General features: G+C 70.3%; 16 protein-coding genes. 14 read left to right on the top strand and 2 right to left on the bottom strand.

Annotation, left to right across the window (positions count from 1 at the left end; genetic code table 11):
* Window positions 1–13: 13 nt before the first annotated feature.
* The 13 genes from ACWGDE_RS02090 to nuoN are packed head-to-tail and all read left to right on the top strand — an operon-like array spanning window position 14 to window position 15486.
* Window positions 14–568, top strand: coding sequence for a NuoB/complex I 20 kDa subunit family protein (locus ACWGDE_RS02090; RefSeq protein WP_007265818.1), 555 nt, complete (start codon window positions 14–16; stop codon window positions 566–568).
* On the top strand, window positions 565–1305 hold the full coding sequence (locus ACWGDE_RS02085; protein WP_453387027.1) for an NADH-quinone oxidoreductase subunit C: 741 nt from the start codon (window positions 565–567) through the stop codon (window positions 1303–1305). The genes ACWGDE_RS02090 and ACWGDE_RS02085 overlap by 4 nt, the downstream gene beginning before the upstream one ends.
* On the top strand, window positions 1305–2639 hold the full coding sequence (locus tag ACWGDE_RS02080) for an NADH-quinone oxidoreductase subunit D (RefSeq protein WP_453387026.1): 1335 nt from the start codon (window positions 1305–1307) through the stop codon (window positions 2637–2639). The genes ACWGDE_RS02085 and ACWGDE_RS02080 overlap by 1 nt, the downstream gene beginning before the upstream one ends.
* Window positions 2636–3379 (top strand): NADH-quinone oxidoreductase subunit NuoE, encoded by a 744-nt coding sequence (gene nuoE / locus ACWGDE_RS02075; RefSeq protein WP_453387025.1) that lies wholly within the window; start codon window positions 2636–2638, stop codon window positions 3377–3379. The genes ACWGDE_RS02080 and nuoE overlap by 4 nt, the downstream gene beginning before the upstream one ends.
* Window positions 3379–4728: an NADH-quinone oxidoreductase subunit NuoF gene (gene nuoF, locus ACWGDE_RS02070; RefSeq protein WP_453387024.1), complete on the top strand. Its 1350-nt coding sequence runs from the start codon at window positions 3379–3381 to the stop codon at window positions 4726–4728. The genes nuoE and nuoF overlap by 1 nt, the downstream gene beginning before the upstream one ends.
* Complete coding sequence (locus tag ACWGDE_RS02065; RefSeq protein ID WP_453387023.1) at window positions 4725–7232, top strand: NADH-quinone oxidoreductase subunit G; 2508 nt, start codon at window positions 4725–4727, stop codon at window positions 7230–7232. Before nuoF ends, ACWGDE_RS02065 begins: the two co-directional genes overlap by 4 nt.
* Window positions 7229–8599: an NADH-quinone oxidoreductase subunit NuoH gene (nuoH, locus tag ACWGDE_RS02060; RefSeq protein ID WP_453387022.1), complete on the top strand. Its 1371-nt coding sequence runs from the start codon at window positions 7229–7231 to the stop codon at window positions 8597–8599. The genes ACWGDE_RS02065 and nuoH overlap by 4 nt, the downstream gene beginning before the upstream one ends.
* Window positions 8592–9218, top strand: coding sequence for an NADH-quinone oxidoreductase subunit NuoI (gene nuoI / locus ACWGDE_RS02055; RefSeq protein WP_453387021.1), 627 nt, complete (start codon window positions 8592–8594; stop codon window positions 9216–9218). The genes nuoH and nuoI overlap by 8 nt, the downstream gene beginning before the upstream one ends.
* Entirely contained in the window at window positions 9215–10027 is an 813-nt protein-coding gene (locus ACWGDE_RS02050) for an NADH-quinone oxidoreductase subunit J (RefSeq protein ID WP_453387020.1), read from the top strand. The genes nuoI and ACWGDE_RS02050 overlap by 4 nt, the downstream gene beginning before the upstream one ends.
* Window positions 10024–10323, top strand: coding sequence for an NADH-quinone oxidoreductase subunit NuoK (nuoK, locus tag ACWGDE_RS02045; protein ID WP_112449176.1), 300 nt, complete (start codon window positions 10024–10026; stop codon window positions 10321–10323). Before ACWGDE_RS02050 ends, nuoK begins: the two co-directional genes overlap by 4 nt.
* Before the next feature lie 9 nt (window positions 10324–10332).
* A complete protein-coding gene (nuoL, locus tag ACWGDE_RS02040) occupies window positions 10333–12228 on the top strand; it encodes an NADH-quinone oxidoreductase subunit L (RefSeq protein WP_453387019.1) in 1896 nt (631 codons plus the stop codon).
* 1 nt (window position 12229) lies between these two features.
* Window positions 12230–13831, top strand: coding sequence for an NADH-quinone oxidoreductase subunit M (locus tag ACWGDE_RS02035; protein ID WP_453387018.1), 1602 nt, complete (start codon window positions 12230–12232; stop codon window positions 13829–13831).
* A gap of 5 nt (window positions 13832–13836) precedes the next feature.
* The gene (gene nuoN / locus ACWGDE_RS02030; protein WP_453387078.1) at window positions 13837–15486 is read left to right on the top strand and encodes an NADH-quinone oxidoreductase subunit NuoN; all 1650 of its coding nucleotides are present in this window, start codon (window positions 13837–13839) and stop codon (window positions 15484–15486) included.
* Window positions 15487–15548: 62 nt separating this feature from the next.
* Here nuoN and ACWGDE_RS02025 read toward each other — a convergent pair whose 3' ends face one another.
* Both ACWGDE_RS02025 and fahA read right to left on the bottom strand, forming a co-directional pair.
* Complete coding sequence (locus tag ACWGDE_RS02025) at window positions 15549–16139, bottom strand: hypothetical protein (protein ID WP_453387017.1); 591 nt, start codon at window positions 16137–16139, stop codon at window positions 15549–15551.
* A gap of 218 nt (window positions 16140–16357) precedes the next feature.
* A complete protein-coding gene (fahA, locus tag ACWGDE_RS02020) occupies window positions 16358–17581 on the bottom strand; it encodes a fumarylacetoacetase (protein ID WP_453387016.1) in 1224 nt (407 codons plus the stop codon).
* A gap of 141 nt (window positions 17582–17722) precedes the next feature.
* On the opposite strand from fahA, the gene ACWGDE_RS02015 reads away from it, so the two are divergent.
* Window positions 17723–18529 (top strand): HAD-IIB family hydrolase, encoded by an 807-nt coding sequence (locus ACWGDE_RS02015; RefSeq protein WP_453387015.1) that lies wholly within the window; start codon window positions 17723–17725, stop codon window positions 18527–18529.
* Window positions 18530–18856: the final 327 nt, after the last annotated feature.

The following is an 18856-nucleotide window of genomic DNA, read 5'->3' as shown; positions in this document are numbered from 1 at the left end:
GGGCTGAATTTCCATGGGACTGGAAGAGAAGCTGCCGAGCGGCTTTCTGCTGACCACCGTCGAACAGGCCGCGGGATGGGTGCGCAAGTCATCCGTCTTCCCCGCGACCTTCGGCCTGGCCTGCTGCGCCATCGAGATGATGACCACCGGAGCGGGCCGGTACGACCTGGCCCGCTTCGGCATGGAGGTCTTCCGCGGATCCCCGCGGCAGGCCGACCTGATGATCGTGGCGGGCCGGGTCAGTCAGAAGATGGCGCCGGTGCTGCGGCAGGTGTACGACCAGATGCCCGCTCCCAAGTGGGTCATCTCTATGGGTGTTTGTGCGTCTTCGGGCGGAATGTTCAATAACTACGCGATCGTCCAGGGCGTTGACCACATCGTTCCGGTGGACATCTACCTGCCCGGCTGCCCGCCCCGTCCCGAGATGCTGATGGACGCGATCCTCAAGCTCCACCAGAAGATCCAGGGATCGAAGCTCGGCGTGAACCGGGAAGAGGCGGCCCGCGAGGCGGAGGAGGCGGCCCTCAAGGCGCTCCCCACCATTGAGATGAAGGGGCTCCTGCGGTGAGCGACGAACCGGCCGTGGAGAACGGCCCCCCTGCCGGCAACGGCAACAACGTGCCCGCGCCCCGCGGCGTCGCCGGCCCCGAGGTGATCGGCGTCCGCAAGGGCATGTTCGGCGCCGCGAGCGGCGGCGACACCAGCGGCTACGGCGGCCTCGTGCGCACCGTGGCGCTGCCCGGCGAGAGCGCCCGCCCGTACGGTTCGTACTTCGACGAGGTCGTCGACGAGCTGGAGGGCGCGCTGGAGGAGCAGGGCCTCGTACCGGAGAACGCGATCGAGAAGGTCGTCGTCGACCGGGCGGAACTGACCCTCCACATCGCCCGCGAGCACCTCCTCCTCGTGGCGAGGACCCTGCGCGACGACCCGGCCCTGCGCTTCGAGCTCTGTACCGGCGTCAGCGGAGTGCACTTCCCCGGAGACAAGGGCCGCGAGCTGCACGCCGTCTACCACCTGCGCTCGCTCACCCACGGGCGGATCGTGCGGCTGGAGGTGTCCGCGCCGGACGCCGATCCGCACGTGCCCTCGATCGTCCCGGTCTACCCGACCAACGACTGGCACGAGCGCGAGACGTACGACTTCTTCGGGCTGGTCTTCGACGGGCACCCGGCCCTCACCCGGATCATGATGCCGGACGACTGGCAGGGCTTCCCGCAGCGCAAGGACTACCCGCTCGGCGGCATCGCGATCGAGTACAAGGGCGCCCAGATCCCGGCTCCTGACCAGCGGAGGTCGTACAGCTGATGAACACCCAGAAAGAGTCGAACCACGCCTCCGCCCGCGAGACGACCGAGGGCACCGTCTACACCGTCACCGGCGGCGACTGGGACGAGATCGTCCAGTCCGCGGCCCGTGCCGACGACGAGCGCATCGTGGTCAACATGGGTCCGCAGCACCCGTCCACCCACGGAGTGCTCCGCCTGATCCTGGAGATCGACGGCGAGACGGTCACCGAGGCCCGCTGCGGCATCGGCTACCTCCACACCGGCATCGAGAAGAACCTCGAGTTCCGGAACTGGACGCAGGGCACCACCTTCGTCACGCGCATGGACTACCTGACGCCGTTCTTCAACGAGACGGCGTACTGCCTGGGCGTCGAGAAGCTGCTCGGCATCACCGATCAGATCCCGGACCGCGCCACCGTCATCCGCGTCCTGCTGATGGAGCTCAACCGGCTCTCCTCCCACCTGGTGTGCATCGCCACCGGCGGCATGGAGCTCGGCGCGACGACGATCATGATCTACGGGTTCCGCGACCGCGAGCTGATCCTCGACATCTTCGAGCTCATCACCGGACTGCGCATGAACCACGCGTTCGTCCGCCCCGGCGGCCTCGCGCAGGACCTGCCCCCGGGCGCGGTCGACCAGCTCCGCGAGTTCGTCAAGACCATGAAGAAGAACCTGCCGGAGTACGACAAGCTCGCCACCGGCAACCCCATCTTCAAGGCCCGCATGCAGGACGTCGGCTACCTCGACCTCACCGGCTGCATGGCGCTCGGCGCCACCGGCCCGATCCTGCGCTCCGCCGGCCTGCCGCACGACCTGCGCAAGTCGGACCCGTACTGCGGCTACGAGAACTACGAGTTCGACGTGCCGACCACCGAGTCCTGCGACTCCTACGGGCGCTTCCTGATCCGCCTGGAGGAGATGCGCCAGTCCCTGCGGATCGTCGAGCAGTGCCTGGACCGGCTGGAGCCGGGCCCGGTCATGGTCGCCGACAAGAAGATCGCCTGGCCCGCACAGCTCGCGATGGGCCCGGACGGACTCGGCAACTCGCTCGACCACATCAGGAACATCATGGGCACCTCCATGGAGGCCCTCATCCACCACTTCAAGCTGGTGACCGAGGGCTTCCGGGTGCCGGCCGGGCAGGCCTACGCGGCCGTCGAATCGCCCAAGGGCGAACTCGGCGTCCACGTGGTCTCCGACGGCGGCACCCGCCCCTACCGGGTCCACTTCCGCGACCCGTCCTTCACCAACCTGCAGGCCATGGCCGCGATGTGCGAGGGCGGCCAGGTCGCCGACGTCATCGTCGCCGTCGCCTCCATCGACCCCGTGATGGGAGGCGTCGACCGATGACTTCCGATGTCAGCCTGGGCATGCCCCAGCTGCCCGCCCCCGACTACCCGGCCGAGGTGCGCGAGCGGCTGGCGGCCGACGCCGCCGAGGTCGTCGCCCGCTACCCCGACAGCCGCTCCGCGCTGCTGCCGCTGCTCCACCTCGTCCAGTCGGAGGAGGGCTACGTCTCGCGCACCGGCATCCGGTTCTGCGCCGAGGTGCTGGGCCTGACGACCGCCGAGGTCACGGCGGTCGCCACCTTCTACACGATGTACCGGCGCAAGCCCTCGGGCGACTACCAGGTCGGCGTCTGTACGAACACCCTGTGCGCGGTCATGGGCGGCGACGCCATCTTCGACGAACTCAAGGAACACCTCGGGGTCGGCAACAACGAGACCACCCCCGACGGCAAGGTCACCCTCGAGCACATCGAGTGCAACGCGGCCTGCGACTACGCCCCCGTGGTGATGGTCAACTGGGAGTTCTTCGACAACCAGACCCCCGAGTCCGCCAAGGCCATGGTGGACGACCTGCTGGCCGGCCGCCCGGTCGAGCCGACCCGGGGCGCACCGCTGTGCACGTACAAGGAGACCGCCCGGATCCTGGCGGGCTTCCCGGACGAGCGCGCGGGCGCCGTCGAGGCGAGCGGCGGCGCCGGCCCCGCCTCGCTGATCGGGCTGCGCATCGCGCGCGGCGAGTCCCCGCAGCTCGGCAAGGTCGTGCACCCGCGTGCCGAGACCGCGACCGAGGAGGGGGAGTGATGACGGTGACCGCTGAGATGCACGAAAACGGAACCAGCCCGGAAAAGCTGCTGGCACCGGTGCTGTCGGCGTTCTGGGACGAGCCGAACTCGTGGACGCTGGAGACCTACCGGCGCCACGAGGGGTACGAGGGCCTGCGCAAGGCGCTCGCGATGACTCCGGACGAAGTGATCGCCTACGTCAAGGACTCGGGTCTGCGCGGACGCGGAGGCGCAGGCTTCCCCACGGGGATGAAATGGCAGTTCATTCCGCAGGGCGACGGAAAGCCGCACTACCTCGTCGTGAACGCGGACGAGTCGGAGCCGGGAACCTGCAAGGACATCCCCCTCCTCTTCGCCAACCCGCATTCCCTCATCGAGGGAATGATCATCGCCTGCTACGCGATCCGCTCGGAGCACGCCTTCATCTACCTGCGCGGCGAGGTCGTGCCGGTACTGCGGCGCCTGCACGAGGCGGTGCGCGAGGCGTACGAGGCCGGCTATCTCGGCAAGGACATCCTGGGGAGCGGGCTCAACCTCGACATCACCGTGCACGCGGGGGCGGGCGCGTACATCTGCGGCGAGGAAACGGCCCTCCTGGACTCCCTCGAAGGCCGGCGCGGTCAGCCCCGGCTGCGTCCTCCCTTCCCTGCCGTCGAGGGGCTCTACGCCTGCCCCACTGTCGTGAACAACGTGGAGTCCATCGCCTCGGTTCCCGCGATCCTGAACAAGGGCAAGGACTGGTTCAAGGCGATGGGGACCGAGAAGTCCCCCGGCTTCACGCTGTACTCGCTCTCGGGCCACGTCGTCGGCCCCGGCCAGTACGAGGCCCCGCTCGGCATCACCCTGCGCCAGCTGCTCGACATGAGCGGCGGCATGCGGCCCGGGCACCGGCTGAAGTTCTGGACCCCGGGCGGCTCCTCCACCCCCATGTTCACGGACGAGCACCTCGACGTCCCGCTGGACTACGAGGGCGTCGGCGCGGCCGGTTCCATGCTCGGCACCAAGGCCCTGCAGTGCTTCGACGAGACGACCTGCGTGGTGCGGGCGGTGACCCGCTGGACCGAGTTCTACGCCCACGAGTCCTGCGGCAAGTGCACGCCCTGCCGCGAAGGCACGTACTGGCTGGTCCAGCTGCTCCGCGACATCGAGGCCGGCAAGGGCGTCATGTCCGACCTCGACAAGCTCAACGACATCGCCGACAACATCAACGGCAAGTCGTTCTGCGCGCTCGGCGACGGTGCCGCCAGCCCCATCTTCTCCTCGCTCAAGTACTTCCGCGAGGAGTACGAGCAGCACATCACGGGCAAGGGCTGCCCCTTCGACCCCAAGAAGTCGACCCTCTGGGCCGACACGGAGGTGACCGCATGACCGTGACCACCAGCGCAGCCTCCGGCGGCGGTGCGGCAGCGGTCCCGCCGGAGAACACGGTCTCGCTGACCATCGACGGCATCGAACTGTCCGTGCCCAAGGGGACCCTGGTCATCCGGGCCGCCGAACAGCTCGGCATCGAGATCCCCCGGTTCTGCGACCACCCCCTCCTCTCCCCGGCCGGCGCCTGTCGCCAGTGCATCGTCGAGGTCGAGGGCCAGCGCAAGCCGATGGCCTCCTGCACCATCACCTGCACCGACGGCATGGTCGTCAAGACCCAGCTGACCTCCGAGGTCGCCGACAAGGCCCAGCGCGGGGTGATGGAGCTGCTGCTCATCAACCACCCGCTGGACTGCCCGGTCTGCGACAAGGGCGGCGAGTGCCCGCTGCAGAACCAGGCGATGTCGCACGGCAACGCAGAATCGCGTTTCGAGGGCAAGAAGCGCACGTACGAGAAGCCGGTCCCGATCTCCACCCAGGTGCTGCTGGACCGCGAACGGTGCGTGCTGTGCGCGCGCTGCACCCGCTTCTCCAACGAGATCGCCGGCGACCCGATGATCGAGCTCCTGGAACGCGGCGCGCTCCAGCAGGTCGGCACCGGCGAGGGCGACCCCTTCGAGTCGTACTTCTCGGGCAACACCATCCAGATCTGCCCGGTCGGCGCCCTCACCTCGGCGGCCTACCGGTTCCGCTCCCGCCCCTTCGACCTCGTCTCCTCCCCGAGCGTGTGCGAGCACTGCGCGGGCGGCTGCGCGACCCGCACCGACCACCGGCGCGGCAAGGTGCTGCGCCGCATGGCCGCGGAGGACCCCGAGGTCAACGAGGAGTGGATCTGCGACAAGGGCCGCTTCGGGTTCCGCTACGCGCAGCGCCCCGACCGGCTCACCACCCCGCTGGTGCGCGGCAGCGACGGGGTCCTCGCCCCGGCCAGCTGGCCCGAGGCGCTGGAAGCCGCGGCGAACGGACTGGCCGCCGCGCGCGGCCGGGCCGGGGTGCTGACCGGCGGCCGGCTCACCGTCGAGGACGCGTACGCCTACGCCAAGTTCGCCCGGGTCGTGCTCGACACCAACGACATCGACTTCCGGGCCCGGGTGCACAGCGCCGAGGAGGCCGAGTTCCTGGCCTCCTCCGTCGCCGGCACCGGCAAGGACCTCGACGGCCGCGGCGTCACCAACGCCTCGCTGGAGGCGGCCCCGGCCGTCCTCCTCGTCGGCATCGAGGCCGAGGAAGAGGCCCCCGGAGTCTTCCTGCGGCTGCGCAAGGCCCACCGCAAGCACAAGCAGCGGACCTTCGCCCTCGCCCCGTTCGCCACGCGCGGCCTGGAGAAGGCGGGCGGCACCCTGCTGGCCGCCGCCCCCGGCACCGAGCCCGAGTGGCTGGCCGCGCTGGCCTCCCGTACCGGGTTGGAAGCGGGCGGCTCCGAGGCCGCCGAAGCGCTGCGGCTGCCCGGCGCGGTCATCGTCGTGGGGGAGCGCCTCGCGGGCGTGCCCGGCGCGCTGACCGCCGCCGTACGGGCCGCCGCGGCCACGGGCGCCGCCCTGGTGTGGATCCCGCGCCGGGCCGGAGAGCGGGCCGCCGTCGAGGCGGGCGCGCTGCCGTCCCTGCTGCCGGGCGCCCGCCCGGCCACCGACCCGCGGGCCCGCGACGAGGTCGCCGCCGCCTGGGGCCTGGACGAGCTGCCGCACCGCTACGGCCGCGACACCGGCCAGATCGTCGAGGCCGCCGCCGGACGCGAACTGTCCGCCCTGCTGGTCGCGGGCGTCGAGCTCGCCGACCTGCCGGACCCGGCCCGCGCCCGGGTCGCGCTCCAGGAGGCCTTCGTGGTCTCGCTGGAACTGCGGCCCAGCGAGGTCACCGACCACGCGGACGTGGTCCTGCCCGTCGCGGCCGTCGCCGAGAAGCCGGGCGCGTTCATCAACTGGGAAGGCAGGGTCCGGCCGTTCGAGGCCGCGCTCAAGCCCGAGCAGATGACCCGTCGGCTCGCCCCCGCCGACTCCCGCGTACTGCACATGCTGGCCGACGCGGCCGACCGGCCGATCGCGCTGCCCGACGTGCACGCCGTGCGCCGGGAGCTGGACGCGCTCGGCCAGTGGGCCGGGGAGCGCGCCGCCGAACAGCACGCGGACACCGCGCCGCTGCCCCGGCCGGGTGCGGGCGAGGCGGTCCTCGCGGGCCACCGGCTCCTCCTCGACCAGGGTCTGCTGCAGGAGGGCGACGAGGCCCTGGCCGGCACCCGCCACGAGGCCAGCGCCCGACTGTCGGCCGCCACGGCCGCCGAGACGGGCGTCAAGAACGGCGACGTCCTCGCGGTGACCGGCCCGGCCGGCTCCGTGGAACTGCCGCTGCGGGTCACCGACATGCCCGACCGGGTGGTCTGGCTCCCGCTGAACTCCACCGGCTCCGGGGTCCTCGCCGACACCGGGGCACGCCCGGGGGCGCTGGTCCGCATCGGCCCGGCCACCCCCGCCGACACCAGCGACTCCCCTGCGGAGGTGGGCGCGTGAACACCGTTCAGATCGCCGCCGAAGACCTCTCCCTGTTCGGCAGGGACGTCTGGTGGCTCGTCGTCGTCAAGGCGGTGTTCTGCTTCGCCTTCCTGATGGTGACCGTGCTCTTCTCCATCGTGTGGGAGCGCAAGGTCGTCGCCTGGATGCAGCTGCGCATCGGCCCCAACCGGCACGGCCCCTGGGGCATGCTCCAGTCGCTCGCCGACGGCGTGAAGCTCATGCTGAAGGAAGACCTCATCGTCAAGCGGGCGGACAAGGTCGTCTACGTCCTGGCCCCGATCATCGCGGCGATCCCGGCCTTCATGGCCATCGCGGTGATCCCCTTCGGCCCCTCGGGCAACGAGGTCTCCATCTTCGGCCAGCGCACCACGATGCAGCTGACCGACCTGCCGATCGCGATGCTCTACATCCTCGCGGTGGCCTCGGTCGGCATCTACGGCATCGTGCTCGCGGGCTGGTCCTCGGGCTCGACCTACCCGCTCCTGGGCGGCCTGCGCTCCTGCGCGCAGATGATCTCGTACGAGATCGCGATGGGCGCGGCCTTCGCCTCGGTCTTCCTCTACTCCGGGTCGATGTCGACCTCGAAGATCGTGGAGGCGCAGGCGGACCGCTGGTACATCATCCTGCTGCCGGTCTCCTTCATCATCTACGTCATCACGATGGTCGGCGAGACGAACCGCGCCCCCTTCGACATGCCGGAGTCCGAGGGCGACCTCGTCGGCGGCTTCAACACCGAGTACTCCTCCATCAAGTTCGCGCTGTTCATGCTGGCCGAGTACGTCAACATGGTCACCGTCTCGGCGGTCTCGGTCACCCTGTTCCTGGGCGGCTGGCGGGCCCCGGCGCCGATCTCCACGTACTGGGAGGGCGCCAACCACGGCTGGTGGCCGATGCTCTGGTTCGTCCTCAAGGTCCAGCTGCTGCTGTTCTTCTTCATCTGGCTGCGCGGCACGCTCCCGCGCGTGCGCTACGACCAGCTGATGAAGCTCGGCTGGAAGGTGCTGATCCCGGTCTCCGTGGTCTGGCTGATGCTGGTCGCCACCGTCCGGGCGCTGCGCAACGAGAACTACGACTTCCAGGAGATCGTGCTCTACGTCGGCGGCGCGGTCATCGCGATCCTGCTGCTGTCCTTCGTCGTGGACCTCTTCCGCGACAAGAAGGAGAAGGCGGCCCTCGCGGACGCCGAACAGGCGGCGGCCGAGGCTCCCTTCGACCCGCTGGCGGGCGGGTTCCCCGTACCGCCCAAGCCCGGCCAGCACCTGGCACCCGTACCGCGCAGGCGGCCTCGCAGTGAGCGGGAGCTCATTGTCAGTGGCGCGGCGAATACTGACAGTGACCGAGAGGAGGGTGCTGAGAATGTCTGACAAGTCTGACGCCGACCAGGGCGAGAAGTGGCAGAACCCGGTGGCCGGCTTCGGCGTGACCTTCAAGGCCATGTTCAAGAAGCGCCTCACCGAGCAGTACCCGGAGCAGCACAAGACCACCGCTCCGCGCTTCCACGGGAGGCACCAGCTCAACCGCCACCCGGACGGTCTGGAGAAGTGCATCGGGTGCGAGCTCTGCGCCTGGGCCTGTCCCGCCGACGCGATCTACGTCGAGGGAGCGGACAACACCGAGGAGGAGCGCTACTCCCCGGGTGAGCGGTACGGCCGGGTCTACCAGATCAACTACGCCCGCTGCATCCTGTGCGGGCTGTGCGTCGAGGCGTGCCCGACCAGGGCCCTGACCATGACGAACGAGTTCGAACTGGCCGACTCCAGCCGCGAATCGCTCATCTACACCAAGGAGCAGCTGCTCGCCGGTCTCACCGAGGGCATGGTCGAGGCTCCGCACTCGATCTTCCCGGGCACCGACGACACCGACTACTACCGCGGGCTGGTGACCGGGGCGGCTCCCGGTACGGTCCGCCAGGTCGCCGTGTCGAAGGGCGAGACCGCCTCCGAGGACGCCTCCCGGGACGCCTCCGAGGGGGTGGGGGCGTGAGCGCCATCGCCGCGGCCGCCACGGTCACCTCCGCCGGTGAGGCGGTGCAGTTCTGGGTCCTCGCCACGGTCGCCGTCATCGGCGCGCTGTCCACGATCCTGATGAAGAAGGCCGTGCACAGTGCCCTGAGCCTGGCCGGCACGATGATCATCCTGGCGGTCTTCTACCTCGCCAACGGGGCCTACTTCCTCGGCATCGTCCAGGTCGTCGTCTACACCGGCGCGATCATGATGCTGTTCCTCTTCGTGGTCATGCTCGTCGGCGTCACCGCCGCGGACTCCCTGAGCGAGACCATCAAGGGGCAGCGCTGGCTGGCCGCCCTGTGCGGACTCGGCTTCGGGATCCTGCTGATCGCCGGCATCGGCAACGCCCGGCTCACCCACTTCAACGGACTGGGCCGGATCAACTCCGGCGGGCACGTCGAAGGCCTGGCCACGCTCATCTTCACCAAGTACGTGTTCGCCTTCGAAATCACCGGCGCCCTGCTGATCACGGCGGCCGTCGGCGCGATGGTGCTCACCCACCGCGAGCGCACCGAGCGCGCCGCCACCCAGCGCGAGCTCGCCGAGCGCCGCGTACGCGAGGGCGTACAGCTCCCGCCGCTGCCCGCACCCGGCGTCTACGCCCGGCACAACGCCGTGGACGTCGCGGGCCTGCTGCCGGACGGCACCCCCTCCGAGCTCACCATCAACCAGACGCTGCGCGCCCGCGGCCAGATCAGGGACGTCTCCAGCCAGGCGCTGGACGACCTGAAGGCGCTGGAGCAGCGGTCGTCCGAGCGGCTCGGCCGTGAGGAGGCCTCGAAGTGAACCCGGTCAACTACCTGTACCTGTCCGCGCTGCTGTTCACCATCGGGGCGGCCGGAGTCCTCATCCGCAAGAACGCGATCGTGCTGTTCATGTGCGTCGAGCTCATGCTCAACGCCTGCAACCTCGCCTTCGTCACCTTCTCGCGGATGCACGGCAACCTCGACGGACAGATCATCGCGTTCTTCACGATGGTCGTCGCCGCCGCGGAGGTCGTGGTGGGCCTCGCGATCATCGTGTCGCTGTTCCGTACCCGCCACTCGGCCTCGGTCGACGACGCCAGCCTGATGAAGCTGTAAGGGGTCGCTGTGGAGAACATGATCGCGCTGCTGGTAGCAGCGCCCCTGCTCGGAGCGGCGGTGCTGCTCTGCGGCGGCCGCCGCCTCGACAAGGCCGGCCACTGGCTCGGCACCCTGCTCGCCGCCGTCTCCTTCGGGATCGGCCTGGCCCTCTTCGCCGAGATGCTCGGCAAGGGCGCCGAGGAGCGGACCTTCCACCAGCGGCTGTTCAGCTGGATCCCGGTCGAGGGTTTCCAGGCCGACATCGGCTTCCAGCTCGACCAGCTGTCGATGACCTTCGTCCTCTTGATCTCCGGGGTGGGCACGCTCATCCACGTGTACTCGATCGGGTACATGGAGCACGACGAGCGCCGCCGCCGGTTCTTCGGATACCTCAACCTCTTCGTCGCCGCGATGCTGCTCCTGGTCATCGCCGACAACTACCTCCTGCTGTACGTCGGCTGGGAGGGCGTGGGCCTGGCCTCGTACCTCCTGATCGGCTTCTGGCAGCACAAGCCCAGCGCGGCCACCGCCGCGAAGAAGGCCTTCCTGGTCAACCGGGTCGGCGACATGGGCCTTTCGATCGCCATCATGCTGATGTTCACCACCTTCGGAACCTTCGCCTTCGGTCCCGTGCTCGGCTCGGTGTCCGGGGCCGGCGAGGGCAAGCTGACGGCGATCGCCCTGATGCTGCTGCTCGCCGCCTGCGGCAAGTCGGCGCAGGTGCCGCTGCAGTCCTGGCTCGGCGACGCGATGGAGGGCCCGACCCCGGTCTCGGCCCTCATCCACGCGGCGACCATGGTCACCGCCGGCGTGTACCTGATCGTCCGCTCGGGCGCCATCTTCAACGGAGCCCCGGACGCCCAGGTGGCCGTCACCGTCGTGGGCGCGGTCACGCTCCTCTTCGGTGCGATCGTCGGTTGCGCGAAGGACGACATCAAGAAGGCCCTCGCCGGCTCGACGATGTCGCAGATCGGCTACATGATCCTGGCCGCGGGCCTCGGCCCGATCGGCTACGTCTTCGCGATCATGCACCTGGTCACGCACGGCTTCTTCAAGGCGGGTCTCTTCCTCGGCGCCGGTTCCGTGATGCACGGGATGAACGACGAGGTCGACATGCGCAAGTACGGCGGCCTGCGCAGGTACATGCCGGTCACCTTCATCACCTTCGGTCTCGGCTACCTCGCCATCATCGGCTTCCCGGGCCTGTCGGGCTTCTTCTCCAAGGACAAGATCATCGAGGCGGCCTTCGCGAAGGGCGGCACCGAGGGCTGGATCCTGGGCGGCGTCGCCCTGCTGGGCGCGGCGATCACCGCGTTCTACATGACCCGCGTCATGCTCCTCACCTTCTTCGGCGAGCAGCGCTGGCAGCCGGACGCGGAGGGCCACGCGCCGCACCCGCACGAGTCCCCGAAGTCCATGACCATCCCGATGATCGTCCTGGCCTTCGGCTCCGTGTTCGCGGGCGGGATCTTCGGCATCGGCGACCGGTTCCTGAAGTGGCTGGAGCCCGTCACCGGACACGAGCACGGCCACCCGCCGGTCAGCGCCCTGACGGTGACCCTGGCCACCATGGTGGTCCTCGTCGTCGGTGTCGCCATCGCCTGGGCGATGTACGGCAGGAAGCCCGTCCCGGTCATCGCCCCGCGCGGCTCGCTCCTCACCCGGGCGGCCCGACGGGACCTGCTGCAGGACGACTTCAACCACGTCGTCCTGGTCCGCGGCGGGGAGCACCTGACCCGCTCCCTCGTCTACCTCGACCACAGCCTGGTCGACGGAGTGGTCAACGGGACGGCCGCCGGGGTCGGCGGGCTCTCGGGCCGGCTGCGCAAGCTGCAGAACGGCTACGCCCGCAGCTACGCGGTCTCGATGTTCGGGGGCACGGCGATCCTGATCGCCGCGACCCTGCTGATGAGGGCGGTGTGAGATGAGTTTCCCGCTTCTGACGGTGACGGCCGCGGTACCCGCGGTCGGCGCGATCCTGACGGCGGCCGTCCCGGCCGCCCGCCGGACCGCGGCCAAGTGGCTCGCCCTGTTCTTCTCCCTGGCGACCCTGGCCCTGGCCGTGCTCGTCGCCGTCCGCTTCGAGCCCGGTGGCGACCGCTACCAGCTCACCGAGTCCCACTCCTGGATCCCCGACTTCGGGGTCCGCTACGAACTGGGCGTCGACGGCATCGGGGTGGCGCTCATCGCGCTCACCGCACTGCTGATCCCCTTCGTCATCGGGGCCGGCTGGCACGACGCCGACCCCTTGGAGACGCACTCGTCCCGCTGGCGGCCGACGCAGGGCTTCTTCGCCCTGATCCTGCTGGTCGAGGCGATGGTGGTGATCTCCTTCGAGGCCACCGACGTCTTCCTCTTCTACATCTTCTTCGAAGCCATGCTCATCCCGATGTACTTCCTCATCGGCGGCTTCGGGGACCGGGCGCACTCCGGGTCCGACGAGAACGCGGCCGCGCAGCGCTCGTACGCGGCGGTCAAGTTCCTCCTCTACAACCTGGTCGGCGGCCTGATCATGCTGGCCGCCGTCATCGGGCTGTACGTGGTCGCCGGGAACTTCTCGCTCCAGGAGATCGCCGCCGCCCGCGCCGCGGGCACGCTGGACATGGCGACCAACACCGAGCGGCTGCTCTTCCTCGGGTTCTTCTTCGCCTTCGCGGTGAAGGCCCCGCTGTGGCCGCTGCACACCTGGCTGCCGAACGCGATGGGCGAGGCCACCTCACCGGTCGCCGTCCTGATCACCGCGGTCGTCGACAAGGTCGGCACCTTCGCGATGCTCCGCTTCTGCCTCGGCCTCTTCCCCGAGGCCAGCAAGTGGGCCACGCCGGTGATCATCGTCCTGGCCCTGATCAGCATCGTCTACGGCGCGCTGGTCGCGGTCGGGCAGCGGGACATCAAGCGGCTGGTCGCCTACGCCTCGATCTCGCACTTCGGCTTCATCATCCTGGGCATCTTCGCGATGACCTCCCAGGGCCAGTCGGGCGCGACGCTGTACATGGTCAACCACGGGCTCTCCACGGCGGCGCTCATGCTGGTCGCCGGGTTCCTGATCTCGCGGCGCGGCTCGCGGCTCATCGCAGACTTCGGCGGTGTGCAGAAGGTGGCCCCGGTCCTGGCCGGCACCTTCCTGATCGGCGGTCTCGCCACGCTGTCGCTGCCGGGCCTCGCCCCGTTCGTCAGCGAGTTCCTGGTCCTGGTCGGCACGTTCGCCCGCTACCCGGTCGCCGGCATCGTCGCCACCTTCGGCATCGTGCTGGCCGCCCTGTACACGCTGGTCCTCTACCAGCGCACCATGACCGGCCCGCTCAAGGAGGAGGTCCGCACCATGCCGGACCTGCGCCTGCGGGAGGTCCTGGTCGTCGCCCCGCTGATCGTGCTGCTGATCGGGCTGGGCGTCTACCCGAAGCCGCTGACCGAGATCGTCAACCCGGCGGTGGAGCACACCATGTCGGACGTGAAGCAGACGGACCCGAAGCCCGAAGTGGCTGTCGTGGCCGAGCACGCGAAGAACGGGGAGGGGGCGAAGTGAGCACCGTGACTGCTGCCCAGAGCCTGCTGCCGACACTGGCGGCCGCGGCGCCGATCGACAAGATCCCGGCACCGCACATCGAGTACGCCCAGCTCTCGCCCACGCTCATCGTGCTGGGAGCGGCGGTCGTCGGAGTCCTCGTCGAGGCCTTCGTACCGCGCAAGTCCCGTTACTACGTCCAGGCGTTCCTCGCCGTCGCCGCGCTGGCCTCGGCCTTCGCGGCGGTCGTCGGGCTCGCCGCCGGCGGGTACGGAAGCACCAAAGCGCACATCGCGGCCATGGGAGCCGTGGCCGTCGACGGCCCGGCGCTCTTCCTGCAGGGCACCATCCTGCTGGCCTCGGTCGTCGCGATCTTCACCTTCGCCGAGCGGCGCCTGGACCCGGCCGCCCACGGCAACCGGGTGGACTCCTTCGCCGCCCAGGCGGCTTCCGTACCGGGCAGCGAGAGCGAGAAGGCCGCCGTCAAGGCGGGCTTCAGCACCACCGAGGTCTTCCCGCTCGCCCTGTTCGCCGTCTCCGGGATGCTGATCTTCCCCGCGGCCAACGACCTGCTGACGCTGTTCGTGGCCCTGGAGGTCTTCTCCCTCCCGCTGTACCTGCTCTGCGCCGTCGCCCGCCGCCAGCGGCTGATGTCGCAGGAGGCCGCCGTCAAGTACTTCCTGCTCGGCGCCTTCTCCTCCGCATTCCTCCTCTTCGGCATCGCGCTCCTCTACGGGTACGCGGGCTCCGTCTCGTACGCGGTCATCGCGGAGGTGGTCGACGGCACCGTGACCAACGTCGACCCGGCGCTCGCCGACACCATGGGCAACGACGCGCTGCTGCTGATCGGCGGCGCGCTGATCCTGATGGGCCTGCTCTTCAAGGTCGGCGCGGTCCCCTTCCACATGTGGACCCCGGACGTCTACCAGGGCGCCCCGACCCCGGTCACCGGCTTCATGGCGGCGGCGACGAAGGTGGCCGCCTTCGGCGCCCTCCTGCGCCTGCTGTACGTGGTGCTGCCGGGCCTGCGGTGGGACTGGCGGCCGGTCATGTGGGCCGTCGCGATCGTCACGATGCTCGCGGGCGCGGTGATCGCCGTGACCCAGACCGACGTCAAGCGGCTCCTCGCCTACTCCTCGGTCGCGCACGCCGGCTTCATCCTGGCCGGTGTGATCGCCACCTCGGCGGAGGGCGTCAAGTCCGTCCTCTTCTACCTGGGCGCGTACTCCTTCGTGACGATCGGCGCCTTCGCGGTGGTCACCCTGGTCCGCGACGCGGGCGGCGAGGCGACGCACCTGTCCAAGTGGGCGGGCCTGGGCCGTCGTTCGCCCCTCACGGCGGCGGTCTTCGCGGTCTTCCTGCTCGCCTTCGCCGGCATCCCGCTGACGTCCGGCTTCGCCGGCAAGTTCGCCGTGTTCAAGGCGGCGGCGGAGGGCGGCGCGGGAGCGCTGGTCGTGGTCGGTGTCATCTCGTCCGCGATCGCCGCGTTCTTCTACATCCGGGTGATCGTCCTGATGTTCTTCAGCGAGCCGAAGGCGGACGGCCCGACCGTGGCCGTCCCCTCCCCGCTGACGATGACGACGATCGCGGTGGGCGTCGCGGTGACCCTGGTCCTGGGTGTGGCCCCGCAGTACTTCCTGGAACTGGCGGGCCAGGCGAGCACGTTCGTCCGCTGACCGGCTGTTGCGTGGCGCAGGGCCCGGCTCCCCTTCGAGGGGGCCGGGCCCTGCGTCGTGTGTCAGTGGGGGTGGGCCGGGGTGGTGGCCTTGGCGGGGCAGGTCATGGCGGTGTTCCAGTTGTGGAAGCGGCCCGCGGGGTTGTCCCGGTACGCCCACAGGTGGAGGTCGTAGTGCTTGGGCATGCCCGCCCAGTGGCCCGGCATGGGCCCGTCGAAGGGCAGTCCGAACATGGTCGGGCGGTCGTCGGTGGTCTTCATGTCCTGGTCCCGGTCGGCGGACATCCACTCCACGGCCTCCAGCTTGCGGCGGCCGTGCTCGTCCTGCTCGGTGCTGTAGAGGAGCGCGGTCGGCCTGCTCGGGTCCGTCGAACCCCAGTAGGCCTCCTTGACGTAGTGGTAGCCCATGGAGCCCGCCCCGAACGGGTTGGTCATGCACGATTCGCCGTGCGGGACGTAGCCGTCCTTGATCGCCTCCTGCTCGTCCGCGTACTTGGCGGTCACCCGGATGGCCGTCGCCATGTCCCGCATGGCCCGGTGGTCGCGCGGGTCGGGCGCGGGCCCGTCGACACCGTGTGCGGGTATGGCGGCGGCCAGGGCTATGGACGCGGCGGCGGCGCAGGTCAGGAAGGCCTTGCGGGGACGTGCGGGCACGGTGGACTCCTGGGGTCGCGGACGGTGCGAGGACTTTCGTCCACCATCCAGGGGCGGCCCGGCCGGTGCACGCGGCATGCCCCCGAACGGGGGTCCGCGGCGGACCGCTCGGGCCGGACGGGTGGTTCCCGCGTGTCACCACCCGCGCCAGGAACGCCTGCGGCGGGGCGGCGGAAAGATCCGCCACCCCGCCGTCAGCTGTCGTCCCGAGGTGTGGACTACAGAGTGCCCACGATGCGGCCGGTGACCTCGCCGAGGCCCACGCGGGTGCCGTCGGTGCCCGGCGCCCAGGCGGTGAGGGTGACGGTGTCCCCGTCCTCCAGGAAGGTGCGCTTGCCGTCGGCGAGCTCGATGGCGTCGCGGCCGTTCCAGGTGAGCTCCAGCAGCGAGCCGCGCTCCTCGACGCTCGGGCCGCTGACGGTGCCCGAGCCGTACACGTCGCCGGTGCGCAGGGAGGCGCCGTTGACGGTCATGTGGGCGAGCTGCTGGGCGGCGGTCCAGTACATGGAGGCGAACGGCGGCTGCGCCACCTCCTGCCCGTTGATCGAGACGGTGATGCGCAGGTCGAAGCCGCCGGGGCGGTCGGCGGCGGAGTCGTCGAGGTAGGGCAGGAGCGGGAAGTCCCGGGCGGGCGGGGCGACGCGGGCCGCGTCCAGGGCCTCCAGGGGGGTGACCCAGGCGGAGACGGAGGTGGCGAAGGACTTGCCGAGGAAGGGGCCGAGCGGCACGTACTCCCAGGCCTGGATGTCGCGCGCGGACCAGTCGTTGAGCAGGAACAGCCCGAAGACGTGCTCCTCGAAGTCGCCGAGGGCCACGGGGCGGCCCTGCTCCGAGGGGGTGCCGACGACGAAGCCGACCTCGGCCTCGATGTCGAGCTTGACGGAGGGCCCGAAGACGGGCGCCGGGTCGGTGGGCGCCTTGCGCTGGCCGGAGGGCCGTACGACGTCGGTGCCGGAGACGACGATCGTTCCCGCCCGGCCGTGGTAACCGATGGGCAGGTGCTTCCAGTTGGGGGTGAGGGCGTCACCGTCCGGCCGGAACATCTTGCCGACGTTGGTGGCGTGGTGCTCGCTCGCGTAGAAGTCGACGTAGTCGGCGACCTCGTACGGGAGGTGCAGCACGACCCCGTCCAGCGGCAGCAGATGCGGCTCGATCGTCTCGCGGTGGCCGGGGTCGGTGACCCAGGCGGTCAGCGCCCGGCGCACGTCGTGCCAGGCGGTGCGGCCCGCGGCGAGCAGCGGGTTGAGCGTCGGCTGTCCGAGCAGTCCGGCGTACGGGGACCCGAGCGCGGCCGCGGCCGCCCCGGCATCGAGCACGTACCCGCCGATGCGGACACCGATCCGGCGCCGCTCCTCCCCGGCGGTGGAGAACACGCCGTAGGGGAGGTTGTGCGGCCCGAACGGGTCGCCCTCGGGAACATCGAGGGGGCTCTGCTGGGGCATGGGGTGCTGCCTCGCTTTCGACGCGGTCCGGGGGTGTCCCGGAGGCTGGTTGACACGTTACGGGGCTGGTGGGGCGTGCGGGAGGCCGGATTCGGGCGGCATTTGTAGGACTTGTCCGAAGGGGTCCGTATCCTTGAGCGCGTGACTTCCGCCCTCCCCTATGCACTCGTGGCCACCGACCTGGACGGGACTCTGCTGCGCGCCGGAGACACCGTCTCGGCCCGCTCCTGCGCGGCGCTCCGGGCCGCCCGCGCGGCCGGCGCCCGCCACATCATCGTGACAGGCCGCCCCGTCCCGCAGGTCCGCCACGTCCTGGACGGCCTCGGATACACGGGGCTCGCGGTGTGCGGACAGGGAGCGCAGGTCTACGACGCGGCGGCCGGTCTGCTGCTGCACTCCGTGGCCATGGACCGGGAGCTGGCCGAAGTCGCCCTGGGCAAGATCGAAGCGGAGGTCGGGGAGGTCTTCGCGGCGGTCAACCAGGAGGGCCTCGACGCGGAGATGCTGATAGGGCCGGGCTACCGGATGTGGCACCCGCACCTGCCGACGGTGGCGGTGGCGAGGCGGTCCGACCTGTGGACGTCCCCCATCAACAAGGTGCTGCTCCAGCACCCCCGCCTCTCGGACGACGAACTGACGGCGGTGGCCAGGTCGGTCGTCGGTGACCTGGTCAACGTCACCATGGCCGGGGAACACACCGTCGAACTCCAGCCACCGGGCATCGACAAGGCGAGCGGCCTGGCGGTGGCGGCGGAACTCCTGGACGTCGCCGGATCCTCGACGATCGCCTTCGGCGACATGCCGAACGACATCCCGATGTTCGCGTGGTCGGCACACGGAGTCGCGATGGCCGACGCCCACCACGAACTGCTGGCGGTCGCGGACGAGATCACCCTCTCGAACGAGTCGGACGGCATCGCGGTGGTCCTGGAACGGCTTTACGCCTAGCCGGTCCCTTTCGGATCTCGCCGGGCCCGGCGTCAAGGCACTTCAGCCGCACTCGGACACCGGGCAGAGGCCGACTCCGCCGATGCCGGGCAGGGCCCCCGTGGCCCCGAGACCACCGGCCACCTTGGCGGCGACCGGACGCCGGCGCGGGTCCGCGAACGCCGCACACGGGCGGAGCCCCAGGGGGCCGGGCGCGCCCGGGCCCGGTACTGGACATGCCTTGGACGGCGGCGCCACGATGACCCCTTCGATCGGATGATCATCCCGCCGGGCCTGGCCGGTCGGGGGCTGACGGACAAGGACGCCTGTGGCAGACCGAGTGGAACG

It is taken from the genome of Streptomyces sp. NPDC054956, from assembly GCF_053609185.1.
The sequence above is the reverse complement of the archived record's forward strand: the minus strand, read 5'-3'. Positions and strand labels throughout refer to the sequence as shown.